The organism is Amycolatopsis vastitatis (genome assembly GCF_002234595.1).
Classification (GTDB): Bacteria; Actinomycetota; Actinomycetes; order Mycobacteriales; family Pseudonocardiaceae; genus Amycolatopsis; species Amycolatopsis vastitatis.
In genome coordinates this window covers 464,462-481,818 of sequence record NZ_NMUL01000005.1, presented here as the reverse complement: position 1 = coordinate 481,818, position 17,357 = coordinate 464,462, and the positions used below count along the sequence as shown (strand labels likewise).

Sequence of the window (17,357 nt, the reverse complement as noted above, 5' to 3'; positions counted from 1 at the left end):
TCTGGGGCCGCGACCCAGGACGCGAGGAGCAGGCGACGTGAGTGACCAGAAGGAGAACGGGAACCAGGCCGATTTCGTCGTGGTGGCGAACCGGCTTCCGGTGGACCTCGAACGCACGGCGGACGGCGAACGCCGCTGGACGGCCAGCCCGGGCGGGCTCGTCTCCGCCCTGGAGCCGTTCCTGCGGTCGAGAAAGGGTGCCTGGGTCGGCTGGCCGGGCATCCCCGACGTCGACGTGGAGGAGTTCGACGACGACGGGCTCGTGCTGCACCCGGTTTCGTTGAGCGCCGACGAAGTCCGCGACTACTACGAAGGTTTCTCCAACGCGACGCTCTGGCCGCTCTACCACGACGTCGTCGAGCGCCCGGTGTTCGACCGGGCGTGGTGGAACAGCTACGTCACGGTGAACCGCCGGTTCGCGCAGGCCAGCGCCGACGTCGCCGCGCCGGGCGCGACCGTCTGGATCCAGGACTACCAGCTCCAGCTCGTGCCGGCGATGCTGCGCGAACTGAGACCGGACCTGCGCATCGGCTTCTTCCTGCACATCCCGTTCCCGCCGGTCGAGCTGTTCATGCAGATGCCGTGGCGCGCGGCGATCATCCGCGGCCTCACCGGCGCCGACCTCGTCGGCTTCCACCGCCCCGGCGGGGCGCAGAACTTCCTGTGGCTGTGCCGTCAGCTGATCGGCCTCGAGTCGACGCGCGGCGCGGTCGGCGTCCGGTCGCGGCCGGGCACCATGCAGGTCGGCGACCGGACCGTCCGGGTCGGCGCGTTCCCCATCTCCATCGACGCCGCCGGCCTCGACAACCTCGCCCGCACCAAGGGCGTCCAGGAGCGGGCCGCGCAGCTGCGGCGCGACCTCGGCAACCCCAAGACGGTCATGCTCGGCGTCGACCGCCTCGACTACACCAAGGGCATCGACCTGCGGCTGCAGGCCCTGCACGAGCTACTGCACGAGGGCAGGCTGCAGCCGGACGACGTCACGTTCGTCCAGCTCGCCACCCCGAGCCGCGAGCGCGTCGAGCACTACCAGCGGATGCGCGGCGAGATCGAGCAGATGGTCGGCCGGATCAACGGGGAGTTCGCCCGCGTGGGCCACCCGGTCGTGCACTATTTGCACCAGTCCGTGGACCGCACCGAGCTGGCCGGGTTCTTCTCCGCGGCGGACGTCATGGTCGTGACGCCGCTGCGTGACGGCATGAACCTCGTGTGCAAGGAGTACGTCGCCGCGCGGCACGACCTGGGCGGAGCGCTCGTGCTCAGCGAGTTCGCCGGCGCGGCCGCCGAGCTCTCTAGCGCATTCCTCGTGAACCCCCACGACCTGGACGGGGTGAAGGACGCTCTGGTGGCTGCCATTACCCTCGACCCGGCAGAGGGCCGTCGCCGGATGCGCGCCATGCGTCGCCAGGTCCTCACTCATGACGTCGACCGTTGGGCGCGCTCGTTCCTGCAAGCGTTGGGTGCCGAGGGGGTCGATTAACCGAACGACCACGCACGAGCTCCGAGGAGGAGTGTTGACTGCCGAGGCCCTGCCCGCCGAGCTACGGCGAGCGATCGTGCAGATCGCCCGCACGCCGCGCCTGCTGGTCGCGTGCGACTACGACGGCACGCTGGCACCCATCACGCTCAACCCGGACGAGGCTCGCCCGCTGCCGGAGTCCGTCGGCGCCCTCAGATCGCTCGCCGGTCTGCACGAGACCACCACCGCGGTCATCTCCGGCCGCGCACTGCGTGACCTGGCCACGCTCTCGCGGCTGCCGTCCGAGGTGAACCTCGTCGGCAGCCACGGCTCGGAGTTCGACATCGGCTTCATCCACGCCCTCGACGAAAAGGCGCGGGAGCTGCACCGACGGCTGGAGACGGAACTCGAAGAGCTCGTGCTCGACGTCCCGGGTGTGTCGCTCGAGGTCAAGCCGGCCAGCATCGCCGTGCACGTGCGTCGAGCCGAGCACGAGGCGGGCCGCCGGGTCCTCGCGGCCGTCCACTCCGGACCATCGAAGTGGGAGGGCGTGTCGACCACCGACGGCAAGGAGGTGGTCGAGCTCGCGGTCGTCCAAACGGACAAAGGCCACGCACTGGACATTCTGCGCCACCAGGTCGGCGCGACGGCGGCGATCTTCCTCGGCGACGACGTCACCGACGAGAAGGCCTTCGCCCGCCTGTCCGGCCCGGACCTGGGCATCAAGGTCGGCGACGGCGAGACCCTCGCCGGGTACCGCGTGCCCGACACCGTCGACGTCGCGCTGGTGCTCGGCTTCCTCCTGGAGGAGCGCCGCAACTGGCTCTACGGCGAGTCGGCGCCGCCGATCGAGCGGCTGTCGATGCTGGCCAACGAGCGCTCGGTCGCGCTGCTCACCCCGGACGCCAAGCTGACCTGGCTGTGCCACCCCGGCCCGGACGCGCCCGCGGTGTTCGCGGACCTGCTCGGCGGCGAGGGGGCGGGCCACTTCTCCATCAAGCCGCACCGCAACGGCCTCCCGCTCGGCCAGCGCTACCTGCCGAACACGATGACGGTCGAGACGCGCTGGTCGCGCCTGCTCGTCACCGACTACCTCGAGCCGGAAAGCGCTCCACACCGGACGGACCTGGTCCGCGTCATCTCCGGGGAGGCGGCGGCGTCCGTCAAGTTCGCCCCGCGCCCCGAGTTCGGCGGCGTGCCGGTGAAGCTGGATGTCACCGAAGGCGGCGTGCGGGTCCTCGGCACGTCGGAGCCGTTCGTGCTGTACTCGCCGGGCGTCGAGTGGACCATCACCTCCGACGGCCTGCACGACACGGCGACCGCGCTCGTGCAGCCGACGCCGACGCAGCCGGTCGTGCTGGAGCTGCGCTGCGGCACCACGGACCTCGGCCCGCACGAACTGTCCGAAGTGGAGCGACGCGACCGCGCGGGCCGCTACTGGAGCGAGTGGACGTCGAAGCTGCAGCTCCCGAAGGTGCAGACCGACCTGGTGCTGCGCTCGGCGCTGACGCTGCGCGGGCTGGTCAACACCGACACCGGCGGGGTGCTCGCCGCGGCGACGTCGTCGCTGCCGGAGGAGATCGGCGGCGTCCGCAACTGGGACTACCGCTACTGCTGGATCCGCGACGCCGCGATGACCGTGCGGGAGCTCGTGCACCTGGGCTCGATCGAGGAGGCCGAGGGCTACCTGCGCTGGCTGCACGGCGTGCTCGCCACGCTGGCCGGCCCGGAGCGCCTGCACCCGCTGTACACCTTGGCGGGCAGCGTCATCGGCGCCGAAGCGGTCATCGAGTCGCTGCCCGGTTATGCCGGTTCCCGCCCGGTCCGGGTCGGCAACCTGGCGAACCACCAGGTGCAGCTGGACGTCTTCGGCCCGGTCGTCGAGCTCGTGCAGACGCTGGCCGCGGCGCGCGGCGACCTGCGTGACGAGGACTGGCAGCTGGTCCGCGCGATGGCGGAAGCCGTGACGCGGCGCTGGAACGAGCCCGACCACGGGATCTGGGAGGAGCGGCACGTGCCGCGCCACCGGGTCTACTCGCGGGTCATGTGCTGGGTGACGATCGACCGCGCGATCAAGCTCGGCGAGCAGTACGGCCGGGGCGTCCCGGGCGCGTGGCCGTCCCTGCGCGACGAGATCAAGAACGACGTCCTCACCCACGGCTGGAACGACGAGGTCCAGGCCTTCACCACGGCCTACGACGGCACGGACCTGGACGCGGCGTCGCTGTTCGTCGGGCTCACCGGGCTGATCGACCCGGCCGACGAGCGGTTCCAGCAGACGGTGACCGCGATCGAGGCGGAGCTGCGCAGCGGGTCCACTGTGTACCGCTACCGCCGCGACGACGGCCTGCCGGGCGGCGAAGGCGGGTTCCACATCTGCGCGGCGTGGCTGATCGAGGCGTACCTGCTCACCGGGCGGCGCACCGAGGCGCAGGAGCTGTTCGACCAGATCGTCGCGGCGGCCGGCCCGACGGGCCTGCTGCCGGAGCAGTACGACCCGATCGCGGAGCGTTCCCTCGGCAATCACCCGCAGGCGTATTCCCACATCGGGCTGATCCGCTGCGCCAACCTGCTGGCGGCGAGTTAGCCCTTTCGGTCCGAAAGTCCGTGGATGCCACATTGAGGGACTCGAAGTCCTTTAGTGTGGCATTCACGGACTTCGGAGGTGAGGTGGGTGCAGGGGACGTTCGGGCAGGTCGAGTTCGTGCCACTGCCGCCCCGGTTCGCCGACCGGGTGCGCTGGGGCTCGGTGGTCGTCGGGTGTTCGATGGTCGCCGGGATGGTGCTGCTGTTCGGGCTCACCACGTTCCTGCAGGGCGTCGTCCACGGCCACGCGCTCCCGGACACCCTGCTCGGCAAGGCCGCGGCCGTGCTGCCGCCGCTGGGCGTGCTCGCGCTGGCCGTGCTGGTCCTGACCTGCCGCCGGTGCCTGCGCGGCAACTACCTCGTGGTGGCCAGCGCCCACCAGACGCGCAACGCGCTCGTGGTGACGTACGTGCTGACGCTCGTGCTGATCCTCGGGTCGTTCGCCGTGCCGATCGTGTTCCGGGTGTGGCGGGACTCGCCGGATTTGGAGGCCCCGGACCTGCTCACGACGTTCTCGACGCTCGCCTTCGCCACCGTGGGCTTCCTGGCGGGGATGTTCTACGTGCGGCCGTCGATGCAGACGCTGCGGAAGTTCAGCGACCACCCGATTTGGTGAGGAAAGCGGTCCAGGCGGCGGCGCTCAGGTGGAGTTCACCCTCGGGCGCCTTGGAGTCCCGGATCGCGACGGGCGCACAGAACGCAACCTCAACGCAGTTGCTGCCCTCGCCGCTCGTGCTGTAGCTGCTTCTGACCCACTGAGTGTCTACAGTGGACATCGCAGCCTCCCTGTTCAGAGCCGTTCGATCAGCGCGATCGAATCCTCCTCGTCCAGGGCCCGATCGGCGAAATCCTTGAGAGCCAGCTTAGCAGCGGAAACATCATCCTTTTTCTCAAGGTGAATCGAGCCGAGCATGTGCTCGATGTAGGCGATGTCCGGCTCTTCAGGGTCATCGAAGCTCGCGACGATGACGGTGCCGTTCTGCCCGTCGTAGGCACCGACATCCTCCGGCACCACCTGGATCGTCACGTTCGGCAGCGCAGCCCGCTCGACAATCCTGCACAGCTGCTCTTCCCGGGCTTCGCCGAAGAGGATCGGGCGCCGCAGGGCGCACTCATCGATGATCACGTGGTAAGTGAGCACCGGCTCCACAGTCAGCCTGAGCTGCCGCCGAAGCCGCACGGCGACCTCGTTCTCCAAAGACTTCGGCTTCATCAGCCTCCGCGCCCCGGCATAGACCTCGCGCATGTATGCCTCGGTCTGCAACAAGCCAGGGATGTAACCGAACTCGAACTCCCGCACTTTGCACGCCTCCGCCTCGATGGGCAGGAAGCCGCGGTTGCCCACCCCGTAGTGGTGCCACCAGCCCTTCTCCCTGGCGCGGTCGTAGGCGGCGATGTACTCGTCCCAGTCGGAGACGATCACCCCGTACCGGTCCAGCAGCGCGCGGAAGTCGTGGTACGGCGGCAGGTACCCCATCTCGATCCGCGACATCTTGCTGGTCGACATGCGCAGCGGCTTGCCGGCCTCGTCCTGGGTCATGCCGAGCCGTTCGCGCATCCGCTTCAACTGTCGGCCCAGCTGCCGCGCGGGCAGGTTCGGCTCACCCACGGCGTCTCACCCCTCGGCACCACATGAGCACGGATAGTAAGGCCCGGGTCAGGCGATCTGGGATTCCTACGTGCACAGATTTCTTTGCATAATTTCCTTTGCACAGCTACGGTGGCGTCATGACCAGCGCTCCACCACCCGAAGAACTGGACCCGGACGCCCTCAAGGCCGTCACGCACCCGCTGCGCCGCCGGATACTCGGCGTGTTGTCCGCGGGCCCGGCGACGGCCACGAAGCTCGCCCAGACCCTGGGCGAGAACACCGGCGCGACCAGCTACCACCTGCGGGAGCTGGCCCGGTTCGGGTTCGTCGAAGACGTCCCCGAGCTGGCCCGCGGCAAGGAACGGTGGTGGCGGACGCGGCCGCGGGACATCCGCTGGCCGCGCCGCAGTGAGCAGAGCGCCGAATCCCGGGTGCTGTTCGACGACATGCAGCGCCAGGGGTTCGAGGACGACCTCGAAAAGCTCAACCGGTTCGCGGAAAAGCGTGACGAGCTGCCCGGCGGCTGGCCGGACGCACTGCTCTTCTCGCGCGGCGCCACGTGGCTCACCGAAGAGGAGCTGCAGCAGCTCTGGCACGACTACATGGAGCTGTTCCGCCGGTACTGGCGCACGGAGGAAGACCGGTCACCGGAAGCGCGGCGCGTCATCGTGCGCTGGCTCGCGTTCCCGGATCCAGGGGAATGACAGGACAAACAGGGGGTTTCCATGCGAAGAGGGGCACTACTGGCCGGGGTGGTCCTGGCCGTCACGGCGTTGGCGCCGCCGGCTTCGGCCGCGGACGGCGACGTGACGTTCCAGAACGGCGGGGTGACGCTGCACGGCACCGTCGTCGCCCCGCCCGGCGGGACGAAGCTGCCGGGCCTGGTGATGGTCCACGGCTCGGGGGCGCACAGCAGGGAGGACTACCGCGACCAGGCGGAAGCCTTTGCGCGGCAAGGGATCGCGACGCTCATCTACGACAAGCGGACCGAGGGCTACTCGCAGTTCGAACGCTCGTACGCGACGCTCGCGGACGACGCCCTCGCCGCCGTCGAGGCGTTGCGGAAGCGGCCCGAGGTCGATCCGGCGCGAGTCGGTGTCTGGGGGTTGAGCGAAGGCGGCTGGGTGGCGCCGCTGGCCGCTTCGAAGTCTTCGGACGTCGCTTTCGTCGTGACGCTGGGGGCGAACGGCGTCCAGCCCGCGCAGCAGCAGGCGTGGGCGATCGAGAACCAGCTGCGGCGCCTGGACATGGACGGTTCGCTCGTGCGGATGGCGTCGTCGACGATGATCCGCCAGCTCGTCGGCGGCGGTGTGTTCCCCGAGGCGCACTACGACCCGGTGCCGGTGCTGAAGAGCCTGCGTCAGCCGGTGCTCGGGCTGTGGGGCGCGAAGGACGTCCTGACTCCGCCGGGCGAGGCCGTCCGGATCTTCCAGGACTCCGTGGCGCACCACACGCTGCGGGTCTTCCCGGACGCCCAGCACCAGCTGCGGCGCACCACGGACGGCTTCGACAAGCTGCCCGGGTACGCACCGGGATACCTGGAACTGGTCGGCACGTGGGTGCACGACGTGCCTGCGACGTCGAGCGCCGACCAGCCGCCGGCGCAGGACCGGCAGAGCGTCGAGGTCACGCCGTTGCACTGGTCCGAGTCGACCTGGCTGCAGCTCGCGGTGCTGGTGTTCCTGCTGCTGGCGTTCGGCTGGGGACTGGTCCGCGGTGGTGCGCGTCCGGCCCGCTGGCTGGCGGCGACCGGGCTGCTCGCGGTACTCGGGTTCCTGGTCGTCGACGTCCTCATCCAGACGACGATGGGCAAGGGCCTGGGCCCGGTGATCCTCGGCCGCCCGTTGCCGTGGCTGGCGCTGCAGCTGCTCTCGCTGGGCGCGGTGGCCGCGACGATCGGCACGGCGGCGGCGTGGTGGCGCGCCCGTACGCTACGGCTGGGCGTACTGCTCGCGGGCGGCGTGGCGTTCGTCCCGTGGGCGATCTACTGGGGATTGCTGACCCCGTGAACGCTCGCGGGGGCTGCGGGCAACAGGGGGCATGCAGGTGATCCAAGAAGGCGCCGAGGTCTGGGGCGACGACCGTCCCGACCTCGGCGGCCTCGATCCCGGGCCGGCGTTCGCCCGCCTCTTCGACGTCCACGCCCCGCAGCTGCGCCGGTACCTCGCGCGGCGCGTCGGGCACGAAACCGCGAACGACCTCGTCGCCGAGACGTTCCTGGTGGCCTTGCGCCGCCGGGAAAGCTACCGGCCCGAGCTCGGCACCGCCCGCTCCTGGCTCTACGGCATCGCGACGAACCTGGTGCGCCACCAGGTGCGTTCCGAGCTGCGCGGCCTGCAGGCCACCACGCGGCTCGCGCACGCCGGCGAGCTCAGCCACGCGGCGCACGACGGCCGCGTCGCCGAGCAGGTCGACGCGCAGACACGCGCGGCGCAGCTGGCCGGGGCGCTGGCGCAGCTCAACCCGGCCGACCGCGACACGCTGCTGCTGGTGTCGTGGGCCGGGCTCGACCCCGCCGAGGTCGCGCAGGTCCTCGGCATCCCGCCGGGCACCGTCCGGTCCCGGCTGCACCGGATCCGGCGCTGGTTGCGGACCAACGCCCCGGCCCAGAACACGAAGGAGGCGCAGACCCCGTGACAGAGAAGAACGTCCACCCGATCTGGTCCGACGCCGAGCTGGACGCGGCGCTCGCCGACCTGCACCGCGACCCGGGCCCCGACAACGGCCTCACCTTCGCGCGGGCATCGCTGCTGGCGGCGGCCGGCGCGCCACTCGACCAAGCCCCCTTCGCGCAGGCACCGCCGCCGCGGAAGTCCCGCGGCTCGTGGCGCTGGATCTCGGTGGCGGCCGCGGTCGCCGCGCTGACCGCCGGCCTGATCGTCGTCACCAACCACACCCCGAGCACGGTCACCCCGGCCGCCACGGCCGAGCCCCCGGGGCTCGACCAGCTGAAGGGCGTAGACCTGCCGACCGGCAAGGCCGGTTTCTTCCACACGGCCATTTCTTCCTGGAGCGTGACCGACCGGGCGTCCGACGGAAAGCCGACCCGCTACCTGGGAACGCAGTCCGACACGTGGGTGGCGGTCGACACGGCCGCGAAGTGGCGCCGGCATTCTTGGTTCACGAACAGCCCGGCCGGCCTGCCCGTCCCCACGCCGCACCAAGAGCCGGTGCCGTCGAAGACGACCGACGAGAACGGCCCCGGCGGGATGTTCCCCGAGGTCGAGGCCCACTATCCGGGGCAGGACTTCCAGGGCTCGTGGGACACCCCGACCGCGCCGTTCCTCGCCGCCCTGCCCGCCGACGTCAAGGTGCTGCGCGAGCGGCTCGTCAACGACCACGGCTCGATGTCGAACGCGCTGCACCCGGGCAAGCCGAACAGCCCGGACATGTCGATCCAGATGGTCCGGCGAGTGCTGGAACTCGGCGTGGTCCGCGGCGATGTCCGGGTCGCGCTCTGGCGAGCGCTGGCCCAGGTGCCCGGCATCGTGACCACGCCGGGCAAGGCGGCCCCGGACGGCCGGGCCGGCATCGGGTTCACCGCGGACGGCACCGGCGACACGCTCATCGCCGACCCGGGGACGGCCCAGCTCATCGGCTACACGCTGCCCCCGAAGCCGTCGGGTGGCTCGAAGTCGACTGCCACCGGCTCCAGCACGCCGACCACCCAGGCGACTCCGAAGTCCACGGGATCGGCGCAGAACGAACTCGAGACGATCTACACGTACTCGTGGACCCAGACCGACCGCTGACCTGCTGACCCCCTGACCGGAGGGCGCTCCTGGGGGTGCGGCCTCCGGTCAGCGGGCGTGACTGGCCGCGTTCAGCGCGTCGGCGACGTTCGCCACCTCCAGCACCCGGATCCCGGCGGGCGGCTTGCCCGAATCGGGCGGCACCAGCGCGTGCGTGAAGCCCAGCCGTGCCGCCTCCGCGAGCCGGCGGCTCACGCTCGGCACCCGCCGGATCTCCCCCGCCAGCCCGACCTCGCCCACCGACACCAGCCGCGGCGAGAGGGCGACGTCCTCGAAGCTCGACGTCAGCGCCAGCACCAGCGCCAGGTCGATGCCCGGTTCGGTGATCTTCATGCCGCCGACCGTGGCCGCGTAGACGTCCTTGTCGCCGAGCTTCAGCCCGCCGCGCTTCTCCAGGACCGCCAGGACCATCGCCACCCGCGCGGAGTCGAGGCCGCTGACCGCCCGCCGCGGCTGGGGCGCCGACGTCGAAGACACCAGGGCCTGGACCTCGCCCAGCAGCGGCCGCTTGCCCTCCATCGACACCGTGATCGCCGTGCCCGGCACCGGCTCCGCCGTGCGGCTGATGAACAGCCCCGACGGGTCCGGGACCCCGACGATGCCTTCTTCCTGCAGTTCGAAGCAGCCGATCTCGTCGGACGCGCCGAAGCGGTTCTTGATGCCGCGGAGCATCCGCAGCGTCGAGTGCTTGTCGCCCTCGAACTGCAGCACGACGTCCACCAGGTGCTCCAGCACGCGCGGGCCGGCCACCGAGCCGTCCTTCGTGACGTGCCCCACGAGCACGACCGGCAGCCCGCGTTCCTTCGCCAGCGCGACCAGCCCGGAGGTCACCGCGCGGACCTGCGTCACGCCACCGGGCGAGCCGTCCACCTGCGGGGACGCCATCGTCTGCACCGAGTCGACGATCAGCATCCCCGGCTTGACGTCGTCGACGTGCCCGAGGATGGCTGAAAGGTCGCTCTCGGCGGCCAGGTACATCCGGTCGTGGACGTTGCCCGTTCGCTCGGCGCGCAACCGGACCTGGCCAGCGGACTCCTCGCCCGTGACGTACAGCGAGCGGTCGACGGTCTTCGCCCACTGGTAGGCGACCTCAAGCAGCAATGTCGACTTGCCGACACCCGGCTCACCCGCGAGCAGCACCACCGCTCCCGGCACCAGGCCGCCACCGAGCACACGGTCGAGCTCAGAGACGGCGGTGCGGCGCGCCCGCGCGGCTTCGACGTCGACCTCGCCGATCGGCCGCGCCGGAGCGCTCGGCGCCCCGGCCGCGACGCGCTGGATGGCTGGCTTGACCGGCGCCCCGCGCTCCTCGAACGAGCCCCACTCCTGGCACTCCGGACACCGGCCCAGCCACTTGGCCGCTTCGTAACCGCAGCTTCCGCAGCGGTAGGTGGTCCCCTTCTTCACCCCGCGAGGCTATCGGCGACCACCGACAAAACCGGGGACCTACTCCTTGACGTGCGCCGGCGCCGCCACGGGCAGCTCGACGGTGACCGGTCCGGCGTTCTTGAAGACGAAGGTGACCTTGATGACCTGACCCGGCCACAGCGGCTGCTTCAGCGCGGCGAGCGTCACCGTGCCCTGGCCCACCTTCTCGGGCGCGGTCGGCGTCGCGGCCGCGCCGGACGACGGGACCTCGGACGTCGAGGTCGCGGTGAGGCTGCCCGGGGTGTTGGTCCCCGAGCTGGTGCCGGTCGGGGTGGAGGGCGACGTCGGGGCGCCGGACGACGAGGTCGGCGCGCTCGGGGACGTGGTCTGCACCTCGTTGGTGGACTCGACGGCGTCGTCCGGACCGATCACGAGGGAGTGGGCGGCGACGACGTCCTTGGAGCCGGCGATGGTCGCCTGGCCGCCACCCTCGGTCGTCACCGAGACGAGCGAGTCGTCCTGGGCACCGAGGTTCACGATCGTCAGGGTCAGCGCCGGGGTCGCGCCGGCCGGGTAGCCCGGGCCGGAGGTGGGGTACTGCACCGCGGCGTCGCGCAGCGCGATGTTCTTGACCTGGGCGTGCGTACCGTTGACCGCGGCCTGCTGCGTCGCGGTCTGGGTGATCTGACCGGCCCCGCACCCGGCGAGCACGAGCGCGGCACCGAGGGCCAGCGCGGCCGCGCCGAACACCCGGCGATTCTGCAGCCTCACGTCGCAGTCCTTCCCTTTTCACGGCCTCGTCACCGCGAAGACTAGCCGGGCGCGATCACCCGGGCAGAACCGGTCTGCGTTGCCACGGCGCGGCGCCCAAGATCAACCGTCCACAAAGGATTTCGAAGCCTGTGACGAAACGCTTCCCCGCTACCAGCGTGAGCACGGGGGTCCGACGTTTGTCAACCCCCGCTCAGGCCGCTGACCTGCGAGGACGAGTCCGGCCCGCTAGGTGGGCACTGGCGGACCGTGCTAGGATGGAGTCAGCGAAAGGGGCAGAGGACACATGGTTTTCAAGGTCGGAGAGACCGTCGTCTACCCGCACCACGGTGCCGCACTCATCGAAGCCATCGAGACCCGCGTGATCAAGGGCGAGGAAAAGAAGTACCTCGTCCTCAAGGTCGCGCAAGGGGATCTCACGGTTCGCGTGCCCGCAGACAACGCCGAAATCGTCGGCGTCCGCGATGTCGTCGGGCAAGAAGGACTGGACAAGGTCTTCGACGTTCTGCGTGCTCCGCACACCGAGGAGCCCACCAACTGGTCTCGTCGGTACAAGGCCAACCTCGAGAAGCTCGCCTCCGGCGATGTGAACAAGGTGGCCGAAGTGGTGCGCGACCTCTGGCGGCGAGAGAAGGACCGCGGACTTTCAGCCGGTGAGAAGCGCATGCTGGCGAAGGCGCGGCAAATTCTGGTCAGCGAGCTCGCGCTCGCGGAGGGCACCGACGAGGACAAGGCTGAGGTCCTCCTCGACGAAGTTCTGGAAACCGCGACGGTTTAGCCCAGGCATCCCGCTCGACGGGCGGGTGGGTGCCTCTACGATCGCGAACCGATGAATGTCGTCGTGATCGTGACCGTCGCACATCATGCCTCCGACGGAGAGCTCGCTCTCACGCCGGTCCATGGTGAGGCGCTACTCACGCACACCGTGCGGGGGCTGCTCGACGTGCCGGAGATCGATCTGGTGCTCGTGGCGGCCCCCCAGCGGTGTACGTCGTCGTTCACCGAGGCGGTTCGCGGCCTCGGTTGCCGGGTGGTCCCCGGCTCGCTCCGGCAGGCCTTCGCCGCCGTCGAGCCCGAGCTGTCCCGTGACTCCGTTGTACTCCTCCACGACGCCCTGCGCGCCTTCGTGCCTGCGCAGACAGTGCGTGACGTGGTTCTCGCGGTCCGTGACGGCGCCTCCGTCGTCGTCCCCGTGCTGCCGATGGCCGACACGGTGAAGGTGACCGACGAGCACTCCCTGATCGTCGGAACGGAGGACCGCTCGCGGCTGCGCACCCTCCAGACACCGGTGGGCTACGCGTTCGCGGCGTTCCGGCCGGACCTCGTCCCCGCGGGCGCGGCGACGGTCCCGGGCCACCCGGACGCGATGCGCGTCACAACGGATTTCGAGCTGTCCCTGGCCGAGGCGATCGCGGCGGCACCGAAGAACGAGGAGACGCTGTGAGGATCGGCAACGGAGTCGACGTCCACCCGGTCGAGCCGGGCCGCGAGTGCTGGATGGCGGGCCTCCTGTGGCCCGGCGCGGACGGCTGCGCGGGCCACTCGGACGGCGACGTCGCGGCCCACGCGCTGTGCGACGCCCTCCTGTCGGCGGCGGGCCTCGGCGACCTCGGCGCGGTGTTCGGCACGGGAGACCCCCGCATGGACGGCGCCCACGGAACGGACATGCTCGCCGAGGTCAGGGGCCTGATCGAGGCGGGGGGCTGGCGGGTGGGCAACGCCACGGTCCAGATCGTCGGCAACGCACCGCGCGTGGGGAAGCGGCGCGAAGAGGCCCAGAAGGTGCTGTCGGAAGCAGTGGGCGGCCCGGTGAGCGTCTCCGGCACGACGTCGGACGGCCTGGGCCTGACGGGCCGCGGCGAGGGCATCGCGGCCTTCGCGACGGCGTTGCTGCTGGCTGCGGAATAGCGGCCGGTCCGCCGGGCCGAACGCGGTGGAATAGGTCGCCGGCTTTGGGCCGCCGCCCAGTTGTCCACAGTCCGGCGAAGATGTGGACAACCAGCCCCGTCCTGTGAGTTTTCCCGCTTTCCGTCGGCCCCTCCCGATACGCTGGACACGGGGCCGGTCCCCCGGAGAGGGCGGGGGCTGCTTTCGGCGCGGCTCGGCCGATTCGATCGGCAAAGGTCCTGCTCTCGGATGCAAGCCCCGGTCGGCGGCCCGACCACGCCGCCAGGCAGCCGCTGCCGGAAAGCTGAGGAAATCGCCGGCAACGTGAAATAGGGTCCAGCTCATGGGTGTGACTTTCAACGAGGCCACGAAGGCTCTCTTCGACGGCAAGAACTTCCCGGTCGTCGCGACCATCAACGCCGACGGCTCGGTCCAGACCTCCGTCGTCTGGGCCAAGCGGGACGGCGACGCCGTGCTCTTCGCCACCGTTCGCGGCCGTCTCAAGGAGCGGAACATGCGGCGTGACCCGCGCGTCTCGCTGTCCGTGTTCGACCTCGAGGACCCGCTCAAGTACGTGGAGATCCGCGGCCGGGCCGAGATCACCGAGCAGGGCGGCCGCGAGCTGATCAACGAGCTGTCCCACAAGTACGACGGCAAGGACTTCCGCACCGAGCCGCCCGAGGTCGTCCGGGTGGTCGTGCGCGTGGTCCCCGACAAGATCACCGGCTACGCGGCGTGACGTGATGCGGATCGCGGGCGCCGCCCGAGCGCCCGCGCTCTCGCTAGGCTGAATCCCATGACGATCAGGGCGGTGTTGTTCGACTTCTCCGGCACGCTGTTCCGGCTCGAGCAGGACGAGTCCTGGCTCACCGAACTGACCGACCACGACGGCGAGCCGCTCGACATCGAGGCGCAGGCCGAGCTGATGCGCCGGATGACCGCTCCGGTCGGGCAGGTCGTCGAGCTCGACGCCGAGCACCTGCACGCCTGGAACCACCGGGACCGCGACCCGGAACTGCACCGCAAGGTCTACCTCGAGGTGCTCAAGAAGTCGGGCGTCCCGCACTTCGACCAGGCCGAGGCGCTCTACAACCGGCTCATCGATCCCAGCCAGTGGACGCCGTACCCGGACACCGAAGCCGCGCTCAAGGCCGCCGCCGAGCGGGGGCTCAGGGTCGGCGTGCTCAGCAACATCGCCTTCGACATCCGGCCCGCCTTCACCGCCCGCGGGTGGGACGCCTACGTCGACGAGTTCGTCCTGTCCTTCGAGGTCGGCGCGGTCAAGCCGGAGCTGGAGATCTTCCGCCGGGCCGTCCAGGCCCTCGACGTGCCGGCCACCGAGACGCTGATGGTCGGCGACAGCGAAGAGGCCGACGGCGGCGCCCGCGCGCTCGGCTGCGAGTTCGCGCTGGTCGACCCGCTGCCCACCGCCGACCGGCCGGACGCCCTGCTCACGGCCCTGCGCACCCACGGCGTCGGCTAACCGGCTGCGACCTCGCTCACGCCCACCCCGTACCCTTCGAGGGTGGCCCTTCACCTTTTCGACACAGCGACCCGGAGCGTACGGGAGTTCCACCCCGTCCGTAGCGGAACGGCGTCGATCTACGTGTGTGGTGCCACCGTGCAGGGCGTTCCCCACATCGGACACGTGCGCGGCGTCCTGAACTACGACGTCCTGCGCCGCTGGCTCGTCCACAGTGGACTGGACGTGCTGCTGGTCCGCAACGTCACGGACATCGATGACAAGATCCTCACCAAGGCCGCCGAGAACGAGCGGCCCTGGTGGGAGTGGGGCGCGACGCACGAGCGCGCCTTCGAGACCGCGTACGAGCAGCTGGGCTGCCTGCCGCCGTCGATCAACCCGCGCGCGACCGGGCACGTGACCCAGATGGTCGAGCTGATGGAACGCCTCATCGAGGCGGGCCACGCCTACGTCGCGGACGGCGACGTCTACTTCTCGGTGAAGTCGTTCGACGACTACGGCAAGCTGTCCGGCCAGGTTCTGGAGGACGTCCAGCAGGGCGAGACGCCGACCCGCGGCAAGCGCGACGCGCGCGACTTCACCATGTGGAAGAGCGCGAAGCCGGGCGAGCCGTCGTGGCCGACGCCGTGGGGACAAGGCCGGCCGGGCTGGCACCTCGAGTGCTCGGCGATGGCGACGGCGTACCTCGGCGCGGAGTTCGACATCCACGGCGGCGGCATCGACCTGGTCTTCCCGCACCACGAGAACGAGCGCGCCCAGTCCAACGCGGCGGGCGACCCGTTCGCGCGGTTCTGGCTGCACAACGCGTGGGTGACCATGTCGGGCGAGAAGATGTCGAAGTCGCTCGGCAACACCGTGTCGATCCCCGCGATGCTGGAGCGCTACCGGGCCCCGGAGCTGCGGTACTACCTGGTCCAGCCGCACTACCGGTCGACCGTCGAGTACTCCGACGCCGCGGTCTCCGAGGCCGCGCAGGGCTACCGGCGGATCGAGACGTTCCTGCGCCGCGCCGCGCAGTCGGGCACCGTCGGAGTCGGGACGGTCCCGGTGGCGTTCGCGAACGCGCTCGACGACGACCTCGCCACCCCGCAGGCGTTCGCCGTGGTCCACACCACGGTCCGGGACGGTAACGCCGCCCTCGACGCCGGCGACACCTCCAAGGCACTCGAACTCGCCGCGGCCGTCCGCGCGATGACCGACGTGCTCGGCCTCGACCCGCTGTCCGCGCGCTGGTCCGAGGCGGGCGGTTCCGACACGCCCACCAAAGAAGCGCTGTCCCGGATCGTCGAAGGGCTGCTGGCCGAGCGCCAGCAGGCCCGCGCCGAGAAGGACTTCGCCCGCGCGGACGCCGCCCGTGACCGCCTCCAGCAGGCGGGCATCGTGGTGGAGGACACCCCCAACGGTCCTCAGTGGACTGTGAAGTCCGACTGAACCGCTTTCTACGCAAGGAACTTTCACCATGGCAGGCAATTCGCGGCGCCAGGGCGCGATCCGCAAGACGGGCACCAAGAAGGGTGCCGTCGTCGGCTCGGGCGGCCAGCGCCGCAAGGCCCTCGAAGGCAAGGGCCCTACCCCGAAGGCGGAGGACCGCCCCGGGCACAAGGCCTACCGGTCGGCCAACGCGGCGACCAAGCGCGACCAGGCGCGGCAGAAGAAGGCCGACAAGCCGGAGCTGATCGCCGGGCGCAACCCGGTCGTCGAGGCGTTGCGCGCCGGCGTCCCGGCGACGGCGTTGTACGTCGCGCTGAACATCGAGATCGACGACCGCGTGAACGACGCCGTCCGGCTGGCCGGCGACAAGGGCATCTCGATCCTGGAGATCCCGCGCGAGGAGCTGGACCGCAAGACCAACCGGGCCGTGCACCAGGGCCTGGGCCTGCAGGTCCCGCCGTTCGAGTACGCCCACCCGGACGAGCTGATGGCCGCGGCCCGCAACTCGGGCGAGGTGCCGTTGTTCGTCGCGCTCGACGGCGTCACCGACCCCCGCAACCTGGGCGCGGTGATCCGCTCGGCGGCGGCGTTCGGCGCCCACGGCGTGCTGCTGCCGGAGCGGCGCAGCGCGGGCATGACGGCGGTGGCGTGGCGGACGAGCGCGGGCACGGCGGCGAAGCTGCCGATCGCGGTGGCGACGAACCTGACGCGGCAGCTCAAGGCGTGGGCGAACGAGGGCCTGATGCTGGTCGGCCTGGACGCCGACGGCTCGGTGGACATCGACGAGCTGGAGCTGGCGGCCGACCCGCTGGTCATCGTGCTCGGCTCGGAGGGCCGCGGCCTGTCGCGCCTGGTCCGCGAGACGTGCGACGCGACGGTGTCGATCCCGATGGCGGCGGGCGTAGAATCCCTCAACGCGTCCGTGGCGGCGGGTGTGCTGCTGGCCGAGGTGGCGCGGCGCCGCCGTGCCGCCGGGCGGGTCTGACCCCGGCGGGTCGTGAGTGAGAAACAGGGTTAGAACCCTGTTTC

The 17,357-nt window shown here is 70.7% G+C and carries 18 protein-coding genes; 14 read left to right on the top strand and 4 right to left on the bottom strand.

Annotation, left to right across the window (positions count from 1 at the left end):
* The first annotated feature begins 37 nt into the window (after positions 1 to 37).
* The 3 genes from CF165_RS05950 to CF165_RS05940 all read left to right on the top strand — a co-directional run bounded on the left by CF165_RS05950 (position 38) and on the right by CF165_RS05940 (position 4,661).
* Positions 38 to 1,480: an alpha,alpha-trehalose-phosphate synthase (UDP-forming) gene (locus CF165_RS05950; protein ID WP_093946366.1), complete on the top strand. Its 1,443-nt coding sequence runs from the start codon at positions 38 to 40 to the stop codon at positions 1,478 to 1,480.
* A 34-nt stretch (positions 1,481 to 1,514) separates the two neighbouring features.
* The gene (gene otsB / locus CF165_RS05945) at positions 1,515 to 4,046 is read left to right on the top strand and encodes a trehalose-phosphatase (protein WP_167441362.1); all 2,532 of its coding nucleotides are present in this window, start codon (positions 1,515 to 1,517) and stop codon (positions 4,044 to 4,046) included.
* Positions 4,047 to 4,133: 87 nt separating this feature from the next.
* The gene (locus CF165_RS05940; protein WP_093946364.1) at positions 4,134 to 4,661 is read left to right on the top strand and encodes a hypothetical protein; all 528 of its coding nucleotides are present in this window, start codon (positions 4,134 to 4,136) and stop codon (positions 4,659 to 4,661) included.
* Here CF165_RS05940 and CF165_RS05935 read toward each other — a convergent pair.
* Positions 4,639 to 4,821, bottom strand: a complete 183-nt coding sequence (locus CF165_RS05935) for a DUF397 domain-containing protein (RefSeq protein WP_093946363.1) — start codon at positions 4,819 to 4,821, stop codon at positions 4,639 to 4,641. The genes CF165_RS05940 and CF165_RS05935 overlap by 23 nt on opposite strands.
* A gap of 14 nt (positions 4,822 to 4,835) precedes the next feature.
* Positions 4,836 to 5,654, bottom strand: a complete 819-nt coding sequence (locus CF165_RS05930; protein WP_093946362.1) for a helix-turn-helix domain-containing protein — start codon at positions 5,652 to 5,654, stop codon at positions 4,836 to 4,838.
* A gap of 119 nt (positions 5,655 to 5,773) precedes the next feature.
* On the opposite strand from CF165_RS05930, the gene CF165_RS05925 reads away from it, so the two are divergent.
* The 4 genes from CF165_RS05925 to CF165_RS05910 are packed head-to-tail and all read left to right on the top strand — an operon-like array spanning position 5,774 to position 9,388.
* Positions 5,774 to 6,340, top strand: coding sequence for an ArsR/SmtB family transcription factor (locus CF165_RS05925; RefSeq protein WP_093946361.1), 567 nt, complete (start codon positions 5,774 to 5,776; stop codon positions 6,338 to 6,340).
* Positions 6,341 to 6,388: 48 nt separating this feature from the next.
* On the top strand, positions 6,389 to 7,645 hold the full coding sequence (locus CF165_RS05920) for an alpha/beta hydrolase family protein (protein ID WP_093946360.1): 1,257 nt from the start codon (positions 6,389 to 6,391) through the stop codon (positions 7,643 to 7,645).
* 31 nt (positions 7,646 to 7,676) lie between these two features.
* On the top strand, positions 7,677 to 8,273 hold the full coding sequence (locus CF165_RS05915; RefSeq protein ID WP_093946359.1) for an RNA polymerase sigma factor: 597 nt from the start codon (positions 7,677 to 7,679) through the stop codon (positions 8,271 to 8,273).
* Positions 8,270 to 9,388: a CU044_5270 family protein gene (locus tag CF165_RS05910; RefSeq protein WP_093946358.1), complete on the top strand. Its 1,119-nt coding sequence runs from the start codon at positions 8,270 to 8,272 to the stop codon at positions 9,386 to 9,388. Before CF165_RS05915 ends, CF165_RS05910 begins: the two co-directional genes overlap by 4 nt.
* A 48-nt stretch (positions 9,389 to 9,436) precedes the next feature.
* Here the strand turns inward: CF165_RS05910 and radA are convergent, their stop codons facing one another.
* Complete coding sequence (gene radA / locus CF165_RS05905) at positions 9,437 to 10,795, bottom strand: DNA repair protein RadA (protein ID WP_093946357.1); 1,359 nt, start codon at positions 10,793 to 10,795, stop codon at positions 9,437 to 9,439.
* 39 nt (positions 10,796 to 10,834) lie between these two features.
* Positions 10,835 to 11,527, bottom strand: coding sequence for a copper chaperone PCu(A)C domain-containing protein (locus CF165_RS05900; RefSeq protein ID WP_093946356.1), 693 nt, complete (start codon positions 11,525 to 11,527; stop codon positions 10,835 to 10,837).
* Between the two features lie 286 nt (positions 11,528 to 11,813).
* Between CF165_RS05900 and CF165_RS05895 the strand changes: the two genes are divergently transcribed.
* The 7 genes from CF165_RS05895 to rlmB all read left to right on the top strand — a co-directional run bounded on the left by CF165_RS05895 (position 11,814) and on the right by rlmB (position 17,313).
* Positions 11,814 to 12,305, top strand: a complete 492-nt coding sequence (locus tag CF165_RS05895; protein ID WP_004559016.1) for a CarD family transcriptional regulator — start codon at positions 11,814 to 11,816, stop codon at positions 12,303 to 12,305.
* A gap of 51 nt (positions 12,306 to 12,356) precedes the next feature.
* Positions 12,357 to 12,971, top strand: coding sequence for an IspD/TarI family cytidylyltransferase (locus CF165_RS05890; RefSeq protein ID WP_093946355.1), 615 nt, complete (start codon positions 12,357 to 12,359; stop codon positions 12,969 to 12,971).
* Positions 12,968 to 13,435, top strand: a complete 468-nt coding sequence (gene ispF, locus CF165_RS05885; RefSeq protein ID WP_093946354.1) for a 2-C-methyl-D-erythritol 2,4-cyclodiphosphate synthase — start codon at positions 12,968 to 12,970, stop codon at positions 13,433 to 13,435. The genes CF165_RS05890 and ispF overlap by 4 nt, the downstream gene beginning before the upstream one ends.
* Before the next feature lie 322 nt (positions 13,436 to 13,757).
* The gene (locus CF165_RS05880) at positions 13,758 to 14,153 is read left to right on the top strand and encodes a PPOX class F420-dependent oxidoreductase (protein WP_093946353.1); all 396 of its coding nucleotides are present in this window, start codon (positions 13,758 to 13,760) and stop codon (positions 14,151 to 14,153) included.
* A gap of 57 nt (positions 14,154 to 14,210) precedes the next feature.
* Positions 14,211 to 14,897: an HAD family hydrolase gene (locus tag CF165_RS05875; protein WP_093946352.1), complete on the top strand. Its 687-nt coding sequence runs from the start codon at positions 14,211 to 14,213 to the stop codon at positions 14,895 to 14,897.
* Between the two features lie 42 nt (positions 14,898 to 14,939).
* Positions 14,940 to 16,328 (top strand): cysteine--tRNA ligase, encoded by a 1,389-nt coding sequence (cysS, locus tag CF165_RS05870; RefSeq protein WP_093946351.1) that lies wholly within the window; start codon positions 14,940 to 14,942, stop codon positions 16,326 to 16,328.
* A gap of 28 nt (positions 16,329 to 16,356) precedes the next feature.
* Positions 16,357 to 17,313: a 23S rRNA (guanosine(2251)-2'-O)-methyltransferase RlmB gene (rlmB, locus tag CF165_RS05865; RefSeq protein WP_093946350.1), complete on the top strand. Its 957-nt coding sequence runs from the start codon at positions 16,357 to 16,359 to the stop codon at positions 17,311 to 17,313.
* The last annotated feature ends 44 nt before the right edge of the window (positions 17,314 to 17,357 follow it).

Coding starts and splice junctions, on each gene's coding strand:
- CF165_RS05935 (WP_093946363.1), bottom strand. CDS start 4,821: ATGTCCACTGTAGACACTCAGTGGGTCAGAAGCAGCTACAGCACGAGC.
- CF165_RS05880 (WP_093946353.1), top strand. CDS start 13,758: ATGGGTGTGACTTTCAACGAGGCCACGAAGGCTCTCTTCGACGGCAAG.
- CF165_RS05890 (WP_093946355.1), top strand. CDS start 12,357: ATGAATGTCGTCGTGATCGTGACCGTCGCACATCATGCCTCCGACGGA.
- CF165_RS05875 (WP_093946352.1), top strand. CDS start 14,211: ATGACGATCAGGGCGGTGTTGTTCGACTTCTCCGGCACGCTGTTCCGG.
- CF165_RS05915 (WP_093946359.1), top strand. CDS start 7,677: ATGCAGGTGATCCAAGAAGGCGCCGAGGTCTGGGGCGACGACCGTCCC.
- CF165_RS05925 (WP_093946361.1), top strand. CDS start 5,774: ATGACCAGCGCTCCACCACCCGAAGAACTGGACCCGGACGCCCTCAAG.
- rlmB (WP_093946350.1), top strand. CDS start 16,357: ATGGCAGGCAATTCGCGGCGCCAGGGCGCGATCCGCAAGACGGGCACC.
- CF165_RS05895 (WP_004559016.1), top strand. CDS start 11,814: ATGGTTTTCAAGGTCGGAGAGACCGTCGTCTACCCGCACCACGGTGCC.